Origin of the sequence: Psychrobacillus sp. FSL K6-4046, from assembly GCF_038624605.1 — a bacterium.
Taxonomy (GTDB): domain Bacteria; phylum Bacillota; class Bacilli; order Bacillales_A; family Planococcaceae; genus Psychrobacillus.
Window position 1 is genome coordinate 3,241,234 of sequence record NZ_CP152020.1, and the last position, 19,642, is coordinate 3,260,875.

General features: G+C 41.6%; 15 protein-coding genes, 2 rRNA genes and 1 riboswitch. All 17 genes read right to left on the reverse strand.

Going from position 1 to position 19,642, the window contains the following annotated elements; all coding sequences use genetic code 11:
• Window positions 1-239: 239 nt before the first annotated feature.
• The 17 genes from purD to MKY09_RS16030 all read right to left on the reverse strand — a co-directional run bounded on the left by purD (window position 240) and on the right by MKY09_RS16030 (window position 19,483).
• Complete coding sequence (gene purD, locus MKY09_RS15950) at window positions 240-1,499, reverse strand: phosphoribosylamine--glycine ligase (RefSeq protein ID WP_342567092.1); 1,260 nt, start codon at window positions 1,497-1,499, stop codon at window positions 240-242.
• Window positions 1,500-1,516: 17 nt separating this feature from the next.
• Entirely contained in the window at window positions 1,517-3,052 is a 1,536-nt protein-coding gene (gene purH / locus MKY09_RS15955; RefSeq protein ID WP_169360556.1) for a bifunctional phosphoribosylaminoimidazolecarboxamide formyltransferase/IMP cyclohydrolase, read from the reverse strand.
• Between the two features lie 394 nt (window positions 3,053-3,446).
• A complete protein-coding gene (gene purN, locus MKY09_RS15960) occupies window positions 3,447-4,016 on the reverse strand; it encodes a phosphoribosylglycinamide formyltransferase (RefSeq protein ID WP_251556576.1) in 570 nt (189 codons plus the stop codon).
• Window positions 4,016-5,071 carry a phosphoribosylformylglycinamidine cyclo-ligase gene (gene purM / locus MKY09_RS15965; protein ID WP_298470735.1) on the reverse strand — a complete coding sequence of 352 codons (1,056 nt, stop codon included), beginning with the start codon at window positions 5,069-5,071 and terminating at the stop codon, window positions 4,016-4,018. The genes purN and purM overlap by 1 nt, the downstream gene beginning before the upstream one ends.
• Before the next feature lie 11 nt (window positions 5,072-5,082).
• The gene (purF, locus tag MKY09_RS15970) at window positions 5,083-6,504 is read right to left on the reverse strand and encodes an amidophosphoribosyltransferase (protein WP_298470737.1); all 1,422 of its coding nucleotides are present in this window, start codon (window positions 6,502-6,504) and stop codon (window positions 5,083-5,085) included.
• Entirely contained in the window at window positions 6,480-8,711 is a 2,232-nt protein-coding gene (gene purL, locus MKY09_RS15975) for a phosphoribosylformylglycinamidine synthase subunit PurL (RefSeq protein ID WP_342567093.1), read from the reverse strand. The genes purF and purL overlap by 25 nt, the downstream gene beginning before the upstream one ends.
• Complete coding sequence (gene purQ, locus MKY09_RS15980) at window positions 8,695-9,381, reverse strand: phosphoribosylformylglycinamidine synthase subunit PurQ (protein ID WP_169360551.1); 687 nt, start codon at window positions 9,379-9,381, stop codon at window positions 8,695-8,697. The genes purL and purQ overlap by 17 nt, the downstream gene beginning before the upstream one ends.
• Window positions 9,378-9,632 carry a phosphoribosylformylglycinamidine synthase subunit PurS gene (gene purS / locus MKY09_RS15985; RefSeq protein ID WP_169360550.1) on the reverse strand — a complete coding sequence of 85 codons (255 nt, stop codon included), beginning with the start codon at window positions 9,630-9,632 and terminating at the stop codon, window positions 9,378-9,380. Before purS ends, purQ begins: the two co-directional genes overlap by 4 nt.
• Window positions 9,629-10,345, reverse strand: coding sequence for a phosphoribosylaminoimidazolesuccinocarboxamide synthase (gene purC, locus MKY09_RS15990; protein WP_251556579.1), 717 nt, complete (start codon window positions 10,343-10,345; stop codon window positions 9,629-9,631). The genes purS and purC overlap by 4 nt, the downstream gene beginning before the upstream one ends.
• Window positions 10,346-10,393: 48 nt before the next feature.
• On the reverse strand, window positions 10,394-11,692 hold the full coding sequence (gene purB, locus MKY09_RS15995; protein WP_251556581.1) for an adenylosuccinate lyase: 1,299 nt from the start codon (window positions 11,690-11,692) through the stop codon (window positions 10,394-10,396).
• 15 nt (window positions 11,693-11,707) lie between these two features.
• Window positions 11,708-12,826: a 5-(carboxyamino)imidazole ribonucleotide synthase gene (gene purK, locus MKY09_RS16000; protein ID WP_251556583.1), complete on the reverse strand. Its 1,119-nt coding sequence runs from the start codon at window positions 12,824-12,826 to the stop codon at window positions 11,708-11,710.
• Window positions 12,823-13,311, reverse strand: a complete 489-nt coding sequence (gene purE / locus MKY09_RS16005) for a 5-(carboxyamino)imidazole ribonucleotide mutase (protein WP_251556585.1) — start codon at window positions 13,309-13,311, stop codon at window positions 12,823-12,825. Before purE ends, purK begins: the two co-directional genes overlap by 4 nt.
• 140 nt (window positions 13,312-13,451) lie before the next feature.
• Window positions 13,452-13,552: riboswitch (purine riboswitch) on the reverse strand.
• A gap of 99 nt (window positions 13,553-13,651) precedes the next feature.
• Window positions 13,652-13,840: an NETI motif-containing protein gene (locus MKY09_RS16010; RefSeq protein ID WP_251556586.1), complete on the reverse strand. Its 189-nt coding sequence runs from the start codon at window positions 13,838-13,840 to the stop codon at window positions 13,652-13,654.
• Complete coding sequence (locus MKY09_RS16015; RefSeq protein ID WP_251556588.1) at window positions 13,837-14,382, reverse strand: DUF5698 domain-containing protein; 546 nt, start codon at window positions 14,380-14,382, stop codon at window positions 13,837-13,839. The genes MKY09_RS16010 and MKY09_RS16015 overlap by 4 nt, the downstream gene beginning before the upstream one ends.
• Before the next feature lie 571 nt (window positions 14,383-14,953).
• A complete protein-coding gene (locus MKY09_RS16020) occupies window positions 14,954-15,925 on the reverse strand; it encodes a nuclease-related domain-containing protein (protein ID WP_342567094.1) in 972 nt (323 codons plus the stop codon).
• A 457-nt stretch (window positions 15,926-16,382) separates the two neighbouring features.
• Window positions 16,383-16,498, reverse strand: a 5S ribosomal RNA gene (gene rrf / locus MKY09_RS16025).
• Between the two features lie 56 nt (window positions 16,499-16,554).
• Window positions 16,555-19,483 (reverse strand): 23S ribosomal RNA (locus MKY09_RS16030).
• Window positions 19,484-19,642 lie beyond the last annotated feature (159 nt).

The window sequence follows — 19,642 nt, forward strand, 5'->3', positions numbered from 1 at the left end:
TCTACTTAAGGCCCGCCTGTCGCTTTAATCATAGGTATTTCGGAAATAAAGAACTGACTTAGTATCACTTTCACAGTCCATTAGCAACTCTAAACTAAAACAAGTGGTCAAATGTTGCATTTTGCTATTATTAGGTATTATCACTTAATGAAACATTACCTTCCGTGAGAAGTACAATCTGTTCTCGCACGTTTCTAAAAAAAGAATGTCCAAGCGTATATCGGACATTCTTTTTCAAATTATTTAAATGTTCGCCAACCAATATCGGTTCTATAGAATAAACCATTCCACTCTGTTTTAGAAAGTTCCTCATAGACATTTTGCTGTGCAGCCTTTAAGGTTGCTTCTTTTCCCGCTACTAATAAGACACGACCACCGTTTGCTACTAGCTCTCCATCCTGCAACTTCGTACCTGCATGGAATATATGTAGTCCCTCTTCAGTCAAATAATCTAAATTAGGAATCACTGCACCCTTTGCCGGATTCATTGGATATCCCTCAGCAGCAATTACCACACCTAACATTGCCTCGTCGGACCATTCTACATGATAAGACGTTCCTTCCATCAACGCTTCCATAAATTCACCAAAATCACTCTTCATTCTAGGAAGAACTACTTGAGTTTCAGGATCTCCAAAACGAGCATTAAATTCAATAACTTTTGGACCTTCCTTTGTCAGGATAAGACCAGCATATAAAATACCTGTGAAAGGATAACCTTCCGCAGTCATTGCTTGAACGGTTGGTTCCACAATCGTTTGGTAAGCAGTCTCTATTACGTCCTTAGAGATTTGTGGCACAGGGGAATATGCACCCATACCTCCGGTGTTCGGGCCTTCATCCCCATCGAAAGCACGTTTATGATCCTGAGCTATTACCATTGGATAAATAGCTCCGTTGTGGACAAAGGACATATATGAAAATTCTTCTCCATCTAAAAACTCTTCTATAACAACACGAGAGGAAGATTCTCCAAACAATTGGTTACCAATCATGTCCTCTACTGCGGCTGTCGCCTCTTCAACCGACATCGCAACTACTACTCCTTTCCCAGCAGCAAGACCATCCGCCTTCACAACAATTGGAGCTCCAAGACGTTCAATATATGCTTTTGCTTTGTCTACCTCTGTAAATGTTTCATAAGCAGCTGTTGGGATTTTGTATTTGTCCATTAATTCTTTTGCAAAGGTTTTACTTCCTTCAATTTGTGCGGCAGCCTTCGTTGGGCCAAATATACGTAAGCCTTGACCTTCGAAGAAATCTACAATCCCTTCTGCAAGAGGCTGTTCTGGTCCGACAAACGTTAAATCAATCTTGTTTTCTTTTGCGAACTTGGCTAACTCGTCAAAAGCTAACGTATCAATCGGAACAATTTGAACGTCCTTTTCCATCCCTGCGTTCCCAGGTGCTACAAACACTTTCTGAACAGACGGAGATAGATGGAACTGCTTAGCAATAGCATGTTCTCTCCCTCCACTACCAATAACAAGAATATTCATGAATGTGGGAAGCCTCCTTAATGTTTAAAATGGCGCACGCCAGTAAATACCATCGCAATTCCATACTCGTTTGCTTTATCAATTGAATCTTGGTCTTTCACAGATCCACCAGTTTGTATAATTGCTGTAACACCAGCTTTGGCAGCTGCCTCTACCGTATCATTCATAGGGAAGAAAGCATCTGATGCAAGACTAGCTCCTTTTGCAAGATCACCTGCTTGTTCAAGAGCAATTTTAGCAGATCCTACACGGTTCATCTGGCCTGCTCCTACACCTACTGTCATTTCTTCATTCGCTACCACGATGGCGTTAGATTTAACATGCTTTACAACATTCCATCCCAATGTCATCGATTTCCATTCTTCCTCTGTAGGCTGACGTTCTGTAACTACTCGAACATCTGCATCTTTTAACCCGTAAGTATCTGGAGATTGTATTAATAATCCACCCTCTACTGAGACCGTATTCCATTTGTCTTTTTTCGTTTGCTCATAGGAAATAGTTAAAAGACGAATGTTCTTCTTAGCAGTTAGCATTGCAATGGCTTCCTCGGAGAAGGACGGAGCAATAATAATCTCTAAGAAAATGCCTGCTAATGTTTTAGCAGTAGTAGCATCCACTTCACGGTTTAAAGCCACAATTCCTCCAAAAATAGATGTAGAATCTGCTTCATAAGCTTTTTGGAATGCCTCGGAAATTGTGTTTCCTGTACCTACTCCACATGGATTCATATGCTTCACAGCAACTGCAGCTGGTAATTCAAATTCCTTAACAATTTGGATAGCAGCATTTGCATCTTGGATATTGTTATAAGAAAGCTCCTTACCGTGTAATTGCTTAGCCGATGCGATCGAGAAATCAGAACCAAGTGGGCGTTTGTAGAATGCAGCCTGTTGATGAGGATTTTCTCCATAACGCAAAGCTTGCTTACGCTCATATGTAAGAGTTAATAGCTCAGGGAATTCTTCTCCCGTAAGATTTGTCATATAATCTGCGATTAACGCATCATAAGCTGCTGTGTGACGGAATACTTTAGCTGCAAGTCTACGACGTGTTTCAATAGTAGTTTCTCCAGTTTCTTTTAGCTGACTTAACACTTCTTCGTAATCAGTTGTATCAGTAACTACTGTTACATACTGATGATTTTTAGCTGCTGAGCGTAGCATAGACGGCCCACCAATATCGATGTTTTCAATAGCATCTTCAAATGCTACATCAGGTTTTGAAATAGTTTCACGGAAAGGATAAAGGTTTACGCAAACCACTTGGATTGGGGTTATGTTATGTTCTTCTAATTGAGCTTGGTGAGAGGGATCATCATGCTTTGCTAGTAATCCACCGTGAATCATTGGGTTTAATGTTTTTACTCGACCATCCAAAATCTCTGGAAAATTAGTTACTTGGTCAACAGAGGTAATAGCAACTCCATTTTTCTCTAAAAATGATTTGGTACCTCCAGTTGATAAAATTTCATACCCAAGCTGTTCCAGCTCTTTTGCAAACTCAAGAATTCCTGATTTATCAGATACACTGATTAACGCACGTTTAGACACAATAATTCCTCCTAATTTTTTTAAAAATCGATATTAAATATTTAAATGAAAAGTACGGGGGTAGCTCCACAGCAATTGTAAATTATTCGTTAGCCCCTCTAGTGAAAGTTAAATATGTTAAGTTTCATGCATAACATAAAATAAAGGATTAATTTAACTTTGCCCTTCTAATTTCCCTACCTGCACTACATGTGATTAAAGCTGTAGGCGGCGACTCCAGTGGGAAGAGTGAGACAGATAAGACATCCCAACCACGCGCGTAAGCGACGGGGGATGGCTTATCGCTCACCCCACGGAAAGCGTCCGCCGAAAGCGCAAATCTGTGATCTATTGGTCCTAATTTTTAAATAAGTTATCTTTCCATAAGCTCTATGCTGGCAGAAAGCAAGGTCGGCTAGCTCCACAGCTGTTGCAAGGCCTTTACGTATAATTCATGCTCTACTGCATGAATTCTTTCCTCAGTCTTCTCTCGGTCATCAGCAACAACCTCTACTGCACATTGAGATAATATAGGTCCAGTGTCCATGCCAGCATCTACTAAATGTACAGTAACTCCTGTAACCTTCACTCCATGCTCCATCGCTTGACCGATAGCGTCTTTTCCAGGGAAGGCGGGTAACAAGGAAGGATGAATATTAACTATACGATTCGGATATGCATCCAGTAACACATTGCCAACCAATCTCATGTAACCAGCAAGCACTAGCCATTCTACCTGTAACTCTTGTAATTCGTTTAAAATTTCCTGCTCATAAGCTTCCTTTGTAGAAAAATCGGATGGCTTACATATTAGCGTTTCAATTCCTACTGTCTTTGCACGATCCACAACATATGCATCTGGTCTGTTTGTTACAACTAAGACGGGTTCACCTACCAGCTTACCCGCCCTAACCGCATCATAGATTGCTTGAAAATTAGTGCCGCTTCCTGAAGCGAAGACGGCAAACTTTGGACCTGTACTCATTACACTAAACTCCCGTCATGTGTTCCGTTGAATAGTACGCCTTCCCCTTTTACCACACGACCGATTGTGTATGCTTTTTCTCCATGAGTCTCAGCTATAGCAATCGCCTTTTCTGCCTCTTCCTCAGTTAAAGCTAGTACAAAGCCAATTCCCATATTAAATACATTATAAAGATCTCTATCAGTCAGCTGCCCCTTTTCCTTGAGGAATTGGAATATCGGTAGCACTTCCCAAGAACCAAGATCTATTTCAGTTGCCAACCCTTCAGGCATCATCCGTGGAAGGTTTTCATAGAACCCTCCGCCAGTTACATGCGCCATACCATGGATGTTTAATTGCTGATGTAACTCCATTACTGGTTTTGCATAAATCTTAGTAGGAGTTAAGAGAGCCTTGCCAATTTCTCCAAGGTCCTCAAAACCCTCCACTATCGTATTTGCTGTATACCCTTGCTCTTCAAATACTATTTTACGTACAAGAGAATATCCATTGGAATGAACACCACTAGAGGCTATACCAACTAATACATCTCCTTCACTAATCTGCTCACCTGTTACTATTTTTGCTTTTTCACAAGCACCAACAGCAAACCCCGCTAAATCGTACTCATTCTCTTCATAAAGCCCTGGCATTTCTGCCGTTTCTCCGCCTATTAAGGCTGCACCAGACTGAACACATCCATCTGCAACGCCCTTTACAATTTGTTCGATACGAGTCGGTACTGCCTTACCTACCGCTACATAATCTAAGAAGAATAAAGGCTCTGCTCCTTGTGCAACGATGTCATTTACACACATAGCAACACAATCGATACCAATTGTGTCGTGACTGTCCATCATAAAGGCAAGCTTAAGCTTTGTTCCTACACCATCAGTCCCAGAGATTAAGACTGGTTCTTTATAATTTAAAGAAGATAAGTCGAACATTCCTCCAAAGCCACCAAAAGTACCCATGATTCCTTTTCTAGCTGTACGTTCGACATGTGATTTCATGCGTTCAACTGCTTCATAGCCAGCTTCAATATTTACACCAGCTTTTTCATATGCTTTTGACATCTATAATCCTCCTATCGAACAAGCTCTTTTTCATGTGGTAATTTTGTGTCTGGAAATATATCTGTCGGGTATTCTCCAGTAAAGCAGGCTAAGCAATGACCACAATTTTTTTCACCGTCTGGTCTGCCAATCGCTTCTACCATTCCCTCCACCGATAAGAAGGAAAGGGAATCTGCACCAATCAATTCACGCATTTCTTCAATAGAATTATTTGCTGCAATCAGTTCAGAATCAGAACTAATATCTATCCCATAAAAGCACGGATTCTTTAAAGGAGGAGAACTAATAACTACGTGAACCTCTGTCGCTCCTGCCTCCTTTAGCATATTTACAATTCTTCTAGAGGTAGTTCCACGAACGATAGAGTCATCAACCATAACAACACGCTTGCCTTTCACGACTTGACGAACTGGTGATAGCTTCATCTTAACTCCACGCTCACGCAAGTCCTGCGATGGCTGGATAAACGTTCGGCCAACATAACGGTTTTTGATCAGACCTAGCTCATACGGAATACCCGTTGATTCTGAAAATCCTATTGCTGCAGAAATACTGGAGTCTGGGACACCTGTTACCACATCTGCATCGATGAATACTTCATTTGCTAGTTGCTTTCCTAAACGCTTTCTTGCCATATGAATATTTATGCCATCTATATCAGAGTCCGGGCGAGAAAAGTAGACATACTCCATTGTACATATCGCACGGTCCTTTTTTTCAATATAACGTTCCGAACGACAACCTTCGTCATTAATAATTAATAGCTCTCCTGGATGGATAGAGCGTACTAGCTCTGCTCCGATTAAATCGAAGGCACTTGTTTCAGAAGCTACTACCCAAGCATCGTCTAATTTCCCTAGGGAAAGAGGACGCATGCCTTGCGGATCCTGTGCGACTAGCATGCCATCCTCGGTCAGAATGATGAAGGCAAAGGCTCCTTCTAGTAATCGAAGAGATTGCTTTGCACGCTCTTCAAAGGAGGGTAATTTACTCTTTTTTAATAAGTGAGCAAGCACTTCTGTATCTGAAGTCGTTTGAAAAATACTTCCTTGCTGCTCTAGGTTACGCTTCAAACGAGTAGCATTGACGATGTTACCATTGTGCGCAATGGCTAAGCTGCCTGTCGTAGAATTGAATAGTAAAGGCTGTACATTCTCTAGTCCAGATCCTCCTGCTGTTGCATAACGAACATGAGCAATAGCCGAGTGCCCTTCCAGCTGCTCCAGCTTTCCATTATTAAACACGTCATTCACAAGGCCTTCGCCTTTTACGGCGCGTAAGGATTTGCCATCGGTTACAACGATCCCTGCACCCTCCTGTCCACGGTGCTGTAATGCATGCAGTCCATAATAACTCATGGCCGCTGGCTGGGTGTGACCCCAAATACCAAACACACCACATTCTTCGTTTAAGCCTCTGAGTTCAGCAAGCATGGTATGGCTCCTTTCCAAGCGGAACGGAATTCGTCAACAGAACCGCTGATCCATGTAGTTCCGTTTTCTTGAGAGATTACTAGATTATTTGTATCAGTTACCTGGCCAATTTTCACAGCATCTTCTACAATTGCTTCAAACTGATCAGCATCCTCTGGCTTGATCGTCACGATGAAACGGGATTGCGATTCACTAAATAAAGTCGTTACTGCAGAACCTTGAACCGTCACTTCTACTCCAAGACCTTTAGCGCCAAATGCTTTTTCAGCTAATGCTACTGCAAAACCACCCTCTGCGATATCGTGGGCTGACTGTACTAAACCAGCTTGAATAGCTGATAATAAGGCTTGTTGGCGAGCTGCTTCTACCTCTAAATCAATGGAAGGTGCTTGACCAAAAATGCGACCTTCTACTAATTTTTGTAGCTCCGATCCACCGAATTCTGTTTTAGTGTCACCAATCAAATAAACGAGATCTCCCGCTTGCTTAACAAATTGAGTTGTTACATGAGCCAAATCCTCTACTAATCCTACAAGACCAATGGTTGGTGTTGGATAAACGGCTGTTCCACTTCTTTCATTATAAAGGGACACATTTCCTCCAATTACCGGTGAGTCTAAGGCGATACAAGCAGCAGCTATCCCTTCTGCTGACTGATCTAACTGCCAGAAGATTTCCGGGTTTTCAGGGTTACCGAAATTCAGACAATCAGTAATTGCCAATGGCTTAGCTCCTGAACACACTACATTACGAGCTGCCTCTGCCACTGCAATTTTCCCTCCGGCTACTGGATCTAAATAAATATAGCGAGAGTTGCAATCTGTCGTCATAGCAAGGCCTTTATTTGTCCCACGAACACGTACAACTGCTGCATCGGAACCAGGAGTAACTACTGTACTAGTTCTAACCTGATAGTCATATTGATCGTACACCCATTCCTTTGAAGCAATTGTAGGCTGTTGAAGAAGCTTTAAAAGCGTTTCGTTATAGTCCGTTACTACAGGTTCTTTGTTTTCCATAGCTTGGAATGCTGTGTAATAAGCAGGAATTTTAGAAGGCTTATGATAAACCGGTGCTTCCTCAGCAAGTGCATCTGCTGGAACCTCGGCTACAATCTCGCCATTATGAAGAAGGCGAAGCATTTTATCATTTGTTACCTTACCTACAGCAACACAATCTAGACCATACTTTTCAAAAACCTCAACGATTTCTTCTTCACGGCCCTTTTTAACAACAATTAGCATGCGTTCCTGTGATTCAGATAGCATCATTTCATAGGCAGTCATACCAGTTTCGCGCTGTGGAACAAAGTCTAAGTTCATCTCTACTCCGTGCCCAGCTTTTGAAGCCATTTCTGCCGAGGAAGAAGTTAAACCAGCTGCTCCCATGTCTTGAATCCCGATAATTGCATCCGATTTAATAACCTCTAGACATGCTTCTAATAAAAGCTTTTCCATAAATGGATCCCCTACTTGAACTGCAGGACGCTTTTCTTCAGAAGCTTCCGTCAATTCTTCCGAGGCGAATGTCGCACCATGAATTCCATCACGTCCTGTTTTTGCTCCAGCATACATCACTGTATTACCTTCACCAGCTGCTATTCCTTTTTGGATATCCTCATGGTTGATTAAACCGACACACATAGCATTTACTAGTGGGTTACCCTCGTAACAGTCATCAAACTGAATTTCTCCGCCAACTGTTGGAATACCAATACAGTTACCATAGCCAGCAATACCTGCCACTACTTCTTCAAACAAATATTTAACGCGTGGTGTTTTTAGTTCACCAAATCGCAAAGAATTTAACATAGCAATTGGACGTGCTCCCATTGAAAAGACATCTCGAATAATTCCGCCTACTCCTGTTGCAGCTCCTTGATAAGGCTCGATTGCAGAGGGATGGTTATGCGATTCCATTTTAAAAACTACAGCCTGCCCATCACCAATGTCGACAATACCTGCACCCTCTCCTGGCCCTTGTAAAACTTGAGGTCCCTTTGTAGGGAATTTACGTAGAACTGGCTTAGAATTTTTATAAGAGCAGTGCTCCGACCACATAACAGAGAATAAACCAGTCTCTGTATAATTAGGCAGTCTTCCTAGGATTTTTTCCACCATCGCAAATTCTTCATCGGACATTCCCATTTGAGCATATAGCTTTTGTTCTTTAATCTGCTCCGCATTCGGTTCAAGCATGACTGACATGAGATTCCCTCCACTGTTTCAAAATAGATTTGAATAATGCTAATCCATCACTTCCACCCATCATTTCGCTTACAGCGCGCTCTGGGTGAGGCATCATCCCAAGTACATTTCCTCTTTCGTTTACAATACCTGCAATATCTTCTATGCTTCCATTTGGATTGTCAGAAGCATAGGTAAAGACAATTTGGTTGTTTTCCTTTAGTGACATCAATGTTAATTCATCACAATAATAATTACCTTCTCCGTGGGCAATCGGGATCTGAATCACATCATTCTTCTTATAAGCAGAGGTAAATTGGGTTTCATTATTTACTACTCTTAAGTCAACCGTGCGACACATAAACTTTAAGTCTTTGTTGCGCAATAAGGCACCTGGTAAAAGGCCAGCCTCTGTCAGCACTTGAAATCCATTACAAACACCTAGAACTGGCTTACCAGCTTCTGCAGCCTTCACCACTTCAGACATAATATTTGAGAAGCGAGAAATGGCACCACAACGTAGGTAGTCACCATAAGAGAACCCACCTGGCAGTAAAATGGCATCAAATTTGCTTAAATCCTTCTCATCATGCCAAACGTATTCTACTTCTTCGCCAAGCTCATCTTTAATCGCATGGTACATATCTAAATCACAATTGGATCCTGGAAATACGATGACAGCGAACTTCATTTGCTGACAGCCTCCTCCACCTCATAGCGATAATCTTCGATTACTGTATTCGTTAAAAGCTTTTCACACATCTCTCTTATCATTGCATCTAAATCACGTGTTCCTTCTTCTATTTGGAGCTCCAGATATTTACCAATTCTCACGTCCGTAACTTCTTTGTATTCCATAGAATGTAGTGCACCCATTACTGCACTCCCTTGTGGATCTAATACACTTTCACGAAGTGTCACATATACTTTAACTTTTTTCATTTTGATAGTCCTCCTAGACGGGAAAGTATAATCTCATAAACCTCTGTTAAGCTTCCTAAATTGCGTCTGAACACGTCTTTATCTAGTTTTTGGTTTGTTTCCTTGTCCCAAAGTCGACAAGTATCCGGAGAGATTTCATCGGCAAGCAAAATAGAACCGTCAGCTGTTTTACCAAACTCTAATTTGAAATCTACTAAAGTAACACCAATATCAGAGAATATTGGGAGAAGCACTTGGTTAACCTTAAGTGCCATCGTTTGAAGCGTATCTATTTCTTCAGAAGAAGCAATTTCCAATAAATCTAAATGTGCATTTGTTAAAAGTGGGTCACCAAGCTCGTCATCCTTTAGATAAAACTCAACAATTGGATGTTTTAGAAGGGTCCCCTCTTCCAAACCAAGTCTCTTAGAAAGACTTCCGGCAGCTATATTTCTTACAACAACCTCAAGCGGGATAATCTCTACTTTCTTTACCAGTTGGTCATTTTCAGAAAGCTGCTCAATAAAATGAGATTCAATCCCATACTTCTTTAGCTGTTCGAAAAGAATAGTAGTAATTTTGTTATTTAATATGCCCTTACCATTGATTTCTGCCTTCTTCTCTCCGTTAAATGCAGTTGCACTATCCTTATATGTAACGTAGAGAACCTCTTCGTTCTCCGTTGCATATAATCTTTTTGCTTTACCTTCGTATAATAGATTGCCTTTTATCACGATAGTTTCCCCCATATAATCAGATATGTCTTGATGTTTTTGTTAACTCTATTTATTTAAGCCTAAGCGGTCAAAAATCATATCGACGTGCTGAATGTGGTAATTGTAGTCAAAGCAATCATCCAATTCTTCTTTAGTTAATAATGAAGTAATTTTTTCATCTGCATCCACAAAGCTACGGAATGCCTTTTGAGATTCCCATGCCTTCATAGCAAGTGGCTGTACCGTATCGTATGCTGTTTCGCGCGCCAGCCCTTTGTCGATCAATGCAAGTAAAACTCGCTGTGAATATATTAAACCTAACGTGGAATCCATATTACGTTTCATGTTCTCAGGGAACACGGTAAGGTTCTTCACAATGTTACTAAAACGATTCAACATATAGTTCAATGCAATGGTTGCATCCGGTAAGATTACACGCTCTGCAGATGAATGAGAGATATCTCTTTCATGCCATAGCGCTACGTTTTCATAGGCAGTCATCATATAACCACGAATAAGTCTTGCCATCCCAACCATATTCTCAGATCCAATTGGATTACGTTTATGTGGCATTGCTGATGAACCCTTTTGTCCTTTTGAGAAAAACTCTTCTACTTCACGAGTTTCTGACTTTTGCAGTCCACGAATCTCTGTAGCAAATTTTTCGATAGAAGTAGCTACTAGCGCTATTACACTTAAATATTGAGCATGACGATCACGCTGTAAGGTTTGAGTAGAGATTGGAGAAGCTGCTAATCCGAGCTTTTCACATACGTACTGCTCTACAAATGGATCGATATTTGCATACGTACCAACCGCTCCTGACATCTTACCTGTCTCAATTACTTTAGCTGCTGCTTCAAAGCGCTCCAGGTTACGCTTCATTTCTTCTGTCCATAGTGCTAGCTTTAAACCGAATGTAGTCGGCTCTGCATGAACACCATGAGTACGTCCCATCATTACCGTATATTTATGTTCTTTTGCTTTATTTTCTAAGATTTCGATAAAGCTTTGAATGTCTTTTCGTAGTATACTGTTCGCTTGTTTAATCACATAAGAAAGAGCAGTATCGACTACGTCTGTAGAAGTTAATCCATAATGTACCCATTTACGCTCTTCTCCTAATGTTTCAGATACTGCACGAGTGAATGCTACAACATCATGTCTTGTCTCTTGTTCAATCTCTAAAATACGGTCTACCGAAAAGGAAGCATTTTTACGAAGAAGTGCGACATCCTCCTTTGGAATATCACCTATTTCTGCCCATGCCTCACAGGCTAAAATTTCTACCTCTAACCAGGCATTGTATTTGTTTTCTTCTGTCCAAATCGCTCCCATTTCAGGGCGTGTATAACGTTCTATCATTTTTATTCCTCCAAATTAAGACCAAATTTTTGATTGTTCGATTTCTACTAGTGTTTTCTCAATATCGTCCGAAAGAATCGTAACGTGTCCCATCTTTCTGTTTTCCATAGCCTCACTTTTGCCATACAGGTGTAGCGACCAATTTGGATACTTGCTGAGCGAGTTTGTTACAGGAATTACATGCTGTCCTAGTATGTTGACCATAACTGAGTTCGTCCATAGCTTCGGTTGTCTTAAAGGCCAGCCACACACCGCTCTTATATGCTGATGGAATTGAGATACATTACAAGCTTCTATAGAATAGTGACCTGAATTATGAGGTCTAGGAGCTAACTCATTTATTAATATCTTGTCGCCTTCAAGCACAAACATTTCTACAGCAAGCGTTCCTACAAGATTCAAATGGTTCGCAATTACTTCCGCAGCCTCTACCGCTTTTTGAGATAGAGATTTACTAATTCTCGCTGGCACTATAGTTTCATGTAAAATATGATTCACATGAATATTTTCTCCGATTGGTAAGCAATACGTTTCTCCATTTCCATTTCTTTGTACAATTACTGAAATCTCTTTAGTAAATGGTACAAATGCTTCCGCTATGCATGGTGAGTGTTGAAAAAGAGGCTTAGCTAGTTGTAACTCTTCCTTACTTTTAACAATCTGCTGTCCTTTTCCATCATACCCTCCACGTGTAGTTTTCACCACGCATGGATAGCCGATATTATCTATGTTGGAGGATAGCTCCTCAAAGCTTTGTACCTCTATAAATTTTGCCACTGGCACTCCAGCTGCTCGAATCGATCTCTTCTCCAAAATACGGTCTTGTGTAATTTTTACAAGCTCCGCTCCTTGAGGAACATAAGCAATTTCTGTAAGTCTCTTTAAACCTTCATAATCTATATTTTCAAATTCATAGGTTATCACTTCACTAACTTCGGCAAGCTCTTCTAAAGCTGCCTCATCGTTATATGGTGCAACAATTTGAATATCTGCAATCTGACCACAAGGAGAGTCCATCTTCGGTTCAAGGACAGCCACTTTAAATCCCGCTTCTTTAGCTGCAAGGGCCATCATTCTCCCGAGCTGTCCCCCGCCAATAATCCCTATTGTTTGTCCCGGATAGATTGTCTTCATCGTAGCTCACCATTACTTTCTAAGACATTTTTTTTAATTGCTTCTCTTCTATTTTCTAACCGAATAGCAATTTCATCATTATGAATGGAAAGAATTTGTGCAGCAAGTAAACCTGCATTTGTAGCACCGGCCTTACCTATTGCCACCGTTGCTACTGGAACTCCTCCAGGCATTTGAACAATTGATAATAAAGAATCTAATCCATTCAATGCCTTGGATTGTACTGGTACACCTATAACCGGAAGTGTCGTCTTTGCCGCCACCATTCCTGGTAAATGTGCCGCTCCTCCTGCTCCTGCAATAATTACCTGAATCCCTCTTCCTCGGGCTTGTTCCGCATATTCAAACATAAGATCAGGAGTGCGATGTGCAGATACCACCTGTTTCTCATATGGAATATGTAACTCATCTAATATTTCACAGCTATGCTTCATCGTTTCCCAATCACTAGAACTACCCATAATTACACCAATTTTTGCGTTCATTATTTTCGTCCCTTCCTTTTAAACAAAAAATTCCTCAAATAAACTACTTTCTTTAAGAAGAAAAGCAGTTTACTTGAGGAACATAGTAAGGGTGTTTGATACTTGCATATGCATAGAAGAACACACCCTTTTAGCAGTTTCCAAAAGTCGCTTTCCCTCATAGTCCTGTCATTTACGGTGACTTGGTAGAAACGCTAAAGCCAATTCTTTAGCATATATGGGGATCAAATCGTTCTATTACTATTAATATTCTAACAAGTCTAGATAGTAACGTCAACGCCTAAAAGCGAACAATAAATTTTCAGAAAACTATAATGTTCGGTTTTTGATGTATTTTCTATTATTTCTTTTCTTTAATACCTTTTAATTGAATAATTTGCCTGATAGGAACAGGTTTTCCATCCACCTCTGCAAACAAAGGCTCTTCTCTCCTACCAACCACTTGAAAGCCCTGCTCTGCCATCTTTTCCATACAGGCTGCAATGCTTTCATTTTCTTGCACTTCAAACCATTGTGTTTCTTGCTTCATCTAAAGAGCTTCCCTTTCCTAATCGTTTTAACCCAGAACCCGCCATGAATCGTTTTGGGCTCATGTGCAATAATAAAGATTTTCGGATCAATTTCCTTTAATCGATCATATAGCTTTTTCTCATATTTCCTAGGAGTTAATATTTGAAGTGCTTGTCTATGCCCTGCTAAACCATTTACCGTCCAATCGGTAACCCCGTACCCTTCCTCTCGGAGAATATTGGATAATTGGTTTACATCACTTTCTACAGAAATAGCATTAACCATAATATATCCTAAAGACATTTTTTCCTCAAGCTTAGAACCAACAATGATTCCCGTACCAAAACCAAGTGCATAGGCAACAAGATTTTGAATAGCATCCAAGTTATCTAACACTAGGCCAAGCCCTACTACATAAACAGTAACCTCTACAATACTCATCAATGCAGCAATATATCGATACCCCTTTAGTGTAAGAATCATCCTAGTAGTGGATAACGTAACGTATACAATGTTAATGACAAAAATCGTCAACACCATAATCCATGCATTTTCTAACATTCTTCCAACTCCTTTAAATAATAGTTCCTCATAGGTAGAAGATATTCTAATATATACCCTTTATGAACATATATAATCAAGGAAAGGAAGTTGGAGTAGGGTAGGTAAGATTAGAATGAGAAGTTATAGAGGATAAGCTTCGAAAGTTTTTATAAATTTTGTGGAGATTAGAGTTTCTTGAAAGTAAATAAGCTGTATTAAGAAAGTTTAAGCAAATTTAGTGATTGCTGGTTTCATGGATGTCTGACATAGAGAGTGTAGCTCAATTGGGGAGTGATTTCGGTTTATCGCTGTTGGCTGGGTTTTATTATCGTTCAGCAAACCATTTTGCATTTTCATCTCTTTTCTAGCTCATTCGGGGTCTTTTACATTGAGAGTGCGGCTCGATTAGGAGAGTTATTTCGATTTATCACCGTTCGAAGAGATTTATCACCGTTCATCGTGGTTTTATCACCGTTCAGTGAGTTTTATCACCGTTCGCTGAGATTTATCACCGATTAGTAGAAAACAGGTTTTAACTCTAGCTGCTTGGGATGCATCCTTATACCATTCTCAAATAAGATATAAAAAGTCATTCTAAGATCTTGTCTAACATTACCCTCTCCATTTTGTATTTAGTATTTTTGCCAAATCCAACACTCTTTAACTCCATACCATGCATTAATCTATTTGCAGTCTGACTCATCTCTAACTGCAAAAAATTTCGACAATCATTATTAGTCATCTCATCACCCACTAACATAAACCACTCCTTAATTGCACTAACATGAGCCTCCTTGTTTTGATGAAGACAGTTTGGACATTGCCAGTTACGTATGATACGTTTCATCCCCATCCAGTTACACTCTGTGCACCTCACTCCTTTAATTAAATCGTTAACATCTATCCCCCATGTACGACACATGGGATAGGGATAATAATCATTGTGGTCTAAAAGAAGACTTATCCTTAACTCCTCTAATTGTTCAGCAGTCATAAAAGCATTATCTCTAGGTTGTTCCCAAATAAAGTTTGGAATGTTACTAGGATACATAATAGTGTGGCTAATTGGTGGCTTTACTATTTCTGACTTCATAGTACTTAAAACAACCGCTCCTATTATTGGAATATTTAATGACCTTTTACTTAGCCATCTTTGTAGCATTTTTATATTTCTATCTAACTGAACTTCTGGGCTTTCAAAAATATCAAGCTGACCATTTCCCAACTTTCTTTTTAGGCAAAATGGATTTCTCTCAAAACTCAACTCTCCGATAATATTTTTAGACTCTAATATTAATAAATAATGTTGAGAAATAACTAAAGCATCGATTTGGAAGTTTCCATCAGAACTTAAATTTAAATTGAATAAAACATAATAATTAAAAGGAAAAGTATATTTATTAAATATTCCTTCCACAACTTCCTCACCTTTAATTCCTGCCTTCACAGACATAAATTTAGAATGAATTAATCCTTTTAACGGATGCCCATTGTTTAATCGATCATGAAGTACCTTTAATCCATGATAGTTATAATTAATTGAACTTCTTTTGCTAATCATTTATCAAATTTCTCCTCCTTTTCTGCATGATATCATACTTATAAATTTTGTAAATTTAACTATTTCTACAATAATTTTATTTTGGCTAGATTTACGTACTCATTAATTTAAAATACACTAAATTTCACTATAATTATTTTATTTTTAAGTTTTTTGTCATATATAGTTTCTATTTCCCGGGAAATGTAAATTAGAGGGATTAAGCAGAATTCCTGATTCGACATTTTAAGTAGTTATCAAGAATGAATCATCTGTGAAAACCTTATTATAATGCCTAAAATGAACCTTTAAAGTAAATACGCCCTAAAGTGCACAAAGCTCTTTAAAGACCATCTGAGCCATTCTCCCTTGCCTTCTCGCATACTTTCTTAAGGTAAGAGATTGCCTTCGGTTCTTTCCTATAAAAGACAAAACAAAAAAGCCGCCACCGATTACTCGGTGACGACTTTCTTTAGTTGCCCAGCGACGTCCTACTCTTGCAGGGGGAGACCCCCAACTACCATCGGCGCTGAAGAGCTTAACTTCCGTGTTCGGTATGGGAACGGGTGTGACCTCTTCGCCATCATCACTAGACTTTTGAGTTGTTCACTCAAAACTGGATAAAAGACATCATATTAGAAACAAACAATTTGGTTAAGTCCTCGATCGATTAGTATTCGTCAGCTGCACGTGTCGCCACGCTTCCACCCCGAACCTATCTACCTCATCGTCTTTGAGGGATCTTACTTACTTGCGTAATGGGAAATCTCATCTTGAGGGGGGCTTCGTGCTTAGATGCTTTCAGCACTTATCCCGTCCACACATAGCTACCCAGCGATGCCCTTGGCAGAACAACTGGTACACCAGCGGTGTGTCCATCCCGGTCCTCTCGTACTAAGGACAGCTCCTCTCAAATTTCCTACGCCCACGACGGATAGGGACCGAACTGTCTCACGACGTTCTGAACCCAGCTCGCGTACCGCTTTAATGGGCGAACAGCCCAACCCTTGGGACCGACTACAGCCCCAGGATGCGATGAGCCGACATCGAGGTGCCAAACCTCCCCGTCGATGTGGACTCTTGGGGGAGATAAGCCTGTTATCCCCGGGGTAGCTTTTATCCGTTGAGCGATGGCCCTTCCATGCGGAACCACCGGATCACTAAGCCCGTCTTTCGACCCTGCTCGACTTGTAGGTCTCGCAGTCAAGCTCCCTTCTGCCTTTACACTCTTCGAATGATTTCCAACCATTCTGAGGGAACCTTTGGGCGCCTCCGTTACACTTTAGGAGGCGACCGCCCCAGTCAAACTGCCCGCCTGACACTGTCTCCTACCCGGGTTACGGGTATGGGTTAGAATTTCAATACAACCAGGGTAGTATCCCACCGACGCCTCCTCCGAAGCTGGCGCTCCGGGCTCTAAGGCTCCTACCTATCCTGTACAAGTTGCACCAAAATTCAATATCAAGCTACAGTAAAGCTCCACGGGGTCTTTCCGTCCTGTCGCGGGTAACCTGCATCTTCACAGGTACTATAATTTCACCGAGTCTCTCGTTGAGACAGTGCCCAGATCGTTACGCCTTTCGTGCGGGTCGGAACTTACCCGACAAGGAATTTCGCTACCTTAGGACCGTTATAGTTACGGCCGCCGTTTACTGGGGCTTCAATTCGCACCTTCGCTTGCGCTAAGCACTCCTCTTAACCTTCCAGCACCGGGCAGGCGTCAGCCCCTATACTTCACCTTACGGTTTTGCAGAGACCTGTGTTTTTGCTAAACAGTCGCCTGGGCCTATTCACTGCGGCTCTTCTAGGCTATTCACCCAAAAGAGCACCCCTTCTCCCGAAGTTACGGGGTCATTTTGCCGAGTTCCTTAACGAGAGTTCTCTCGCTCACCTTAGGATTCTCTCCTCGACTACCTGTGTCGGTTTGCGGTACGGGCACCTCCCACCTCGTTAGAGGCTTTTCTTGGCAGTGTGAAATCAGGAACTCCGGACATACGTCCTTGCCATCACAGCTCAATGTTACAGAGTGCGGATTTGCCTACACTCACACCTCACTGCTTGGACGTGCATAACCAACAGCACGCTTACCCTATCCTACTGCGTCCCCCCATCACTCAAACGGTGGGGTGGTGGTACAGGAATATCAACCTGTTGTCCATCGTCTACGCCTATCGGCCTCGACTTAGGTCCCGACTAACCCTGAGCGGACGAGCCTTCCTCAGGAAACCTTAGTCATACGGTGGATGGGATTCTCACCCATCTTTCGCTACTCATACCGGCATTCTCACTTCTAAGCGCTCCACCAGTCCTTCCGGTCTGACTTCAACGCCCTTAGAACGCTCTCCTACCACTGATACCAAAGGTATCAATCCACAGCTTCGGTGATTTGTTTAGCCCCGATACATTTTCGGCGCAGCGTCACTCGACCAGTGAGCTATTACGCACTCTTTAAATGATGGCTGCTTCTAAGCCAACATCCTGGTTGTCTAAGCAACGCCACATCCTTTTCCACTTAACAAATACTTTGGGACCTTAGCTGGTGGTCTGGGCTGTTTCCCTCTTGACTACGGATCTTATCACTCGCAGTCTGACTCCCAAACATAAATCATTGGCATTCGGAGTTTGTCTGAATTCGGTAACCCGGGATGGGCCCCTAGTCCAAACAGTGCTCTACCTCCAAGATTCTAACGTTTGAGGCTAGCCCTAAAGCTATTTCGGAGAGAACCAGCTATCTCCAGGTTCGATTGGAATTTCTCCGCTACCCACACCTCATCCCCGCACTTTTCAACGTGCGTGGGTTCGGACCTCCAGTAAGTGTTACCTCACCTTCATCCTGGACATGGGTAGATCACCTGGTTTCGGGTCTACGACCACATACTCATTCGCCCTATTCAGACTCGCTTTCGCTGCGGCTCCGTCTTCTCAACTTAACCTCGCATGTAATCGTAACTCGCCGGTTCATTCTACAAAAGGCACGCCATCACCCGTTAACGGGCTTTGACTATTTGTAGGCACACGGTTTCAGGGTCTATTTCACTCCCCTTCCGGGGTGCTTTTCACCTTTCCCTCACGGTACTGGTTCACTATCGGTCACTAGGTAGTATTTAGCCTTGGGAGATGGTCCTCCCGGATTCCGACGGAATTTCACGTGTTCCGCCGTACTCAGGATACACTCTGGAGGGAATGAACTTTTGACTACGGGGCTTTTACCCTATCCTGCGGACCTTTCCAGATCGCTTCGTCTAGCTCATTCTTTTGTAACTCCGTATAGAGTGTCCTACAACCCCAAGAGGCAAGCCTCTTGGTTTGGGCTCTTCCCGTTTCGCTCGCCGCTACTCAGGGAATCGAATTTTCTTTCTCTTCCTCCAGGTACTTAGATGTTTCAGTTCCCTGGGTGTGTCTCAGATGCGCTATGTATTCACGCAAATGTACTGCCCCATTACGGGCAGTGGGTTTCCCCATTCGGAAATCTTCGGATCGAAGCTCACTTACAGCTCCCCGAAGCATATCGGTGTTAGTGCCGTCCTTCATCGACTCCTAGTGCCAAGGCATCCACCGTGCGCCCTTATTAACTTAACCTAAAAGTTAAAAGTACTACACTTGCAATCACGTAAGTGATCACAATTTGAATATCTTGCGTTTGTTTCTTTTTTTGATGTCGTTTTATCCAGTTTTCAAAGAACAAAGCTTGTTCCTTTGCGACGAGTAATCGCAGGAGCAAGTTAAAAAGCTTTAAAT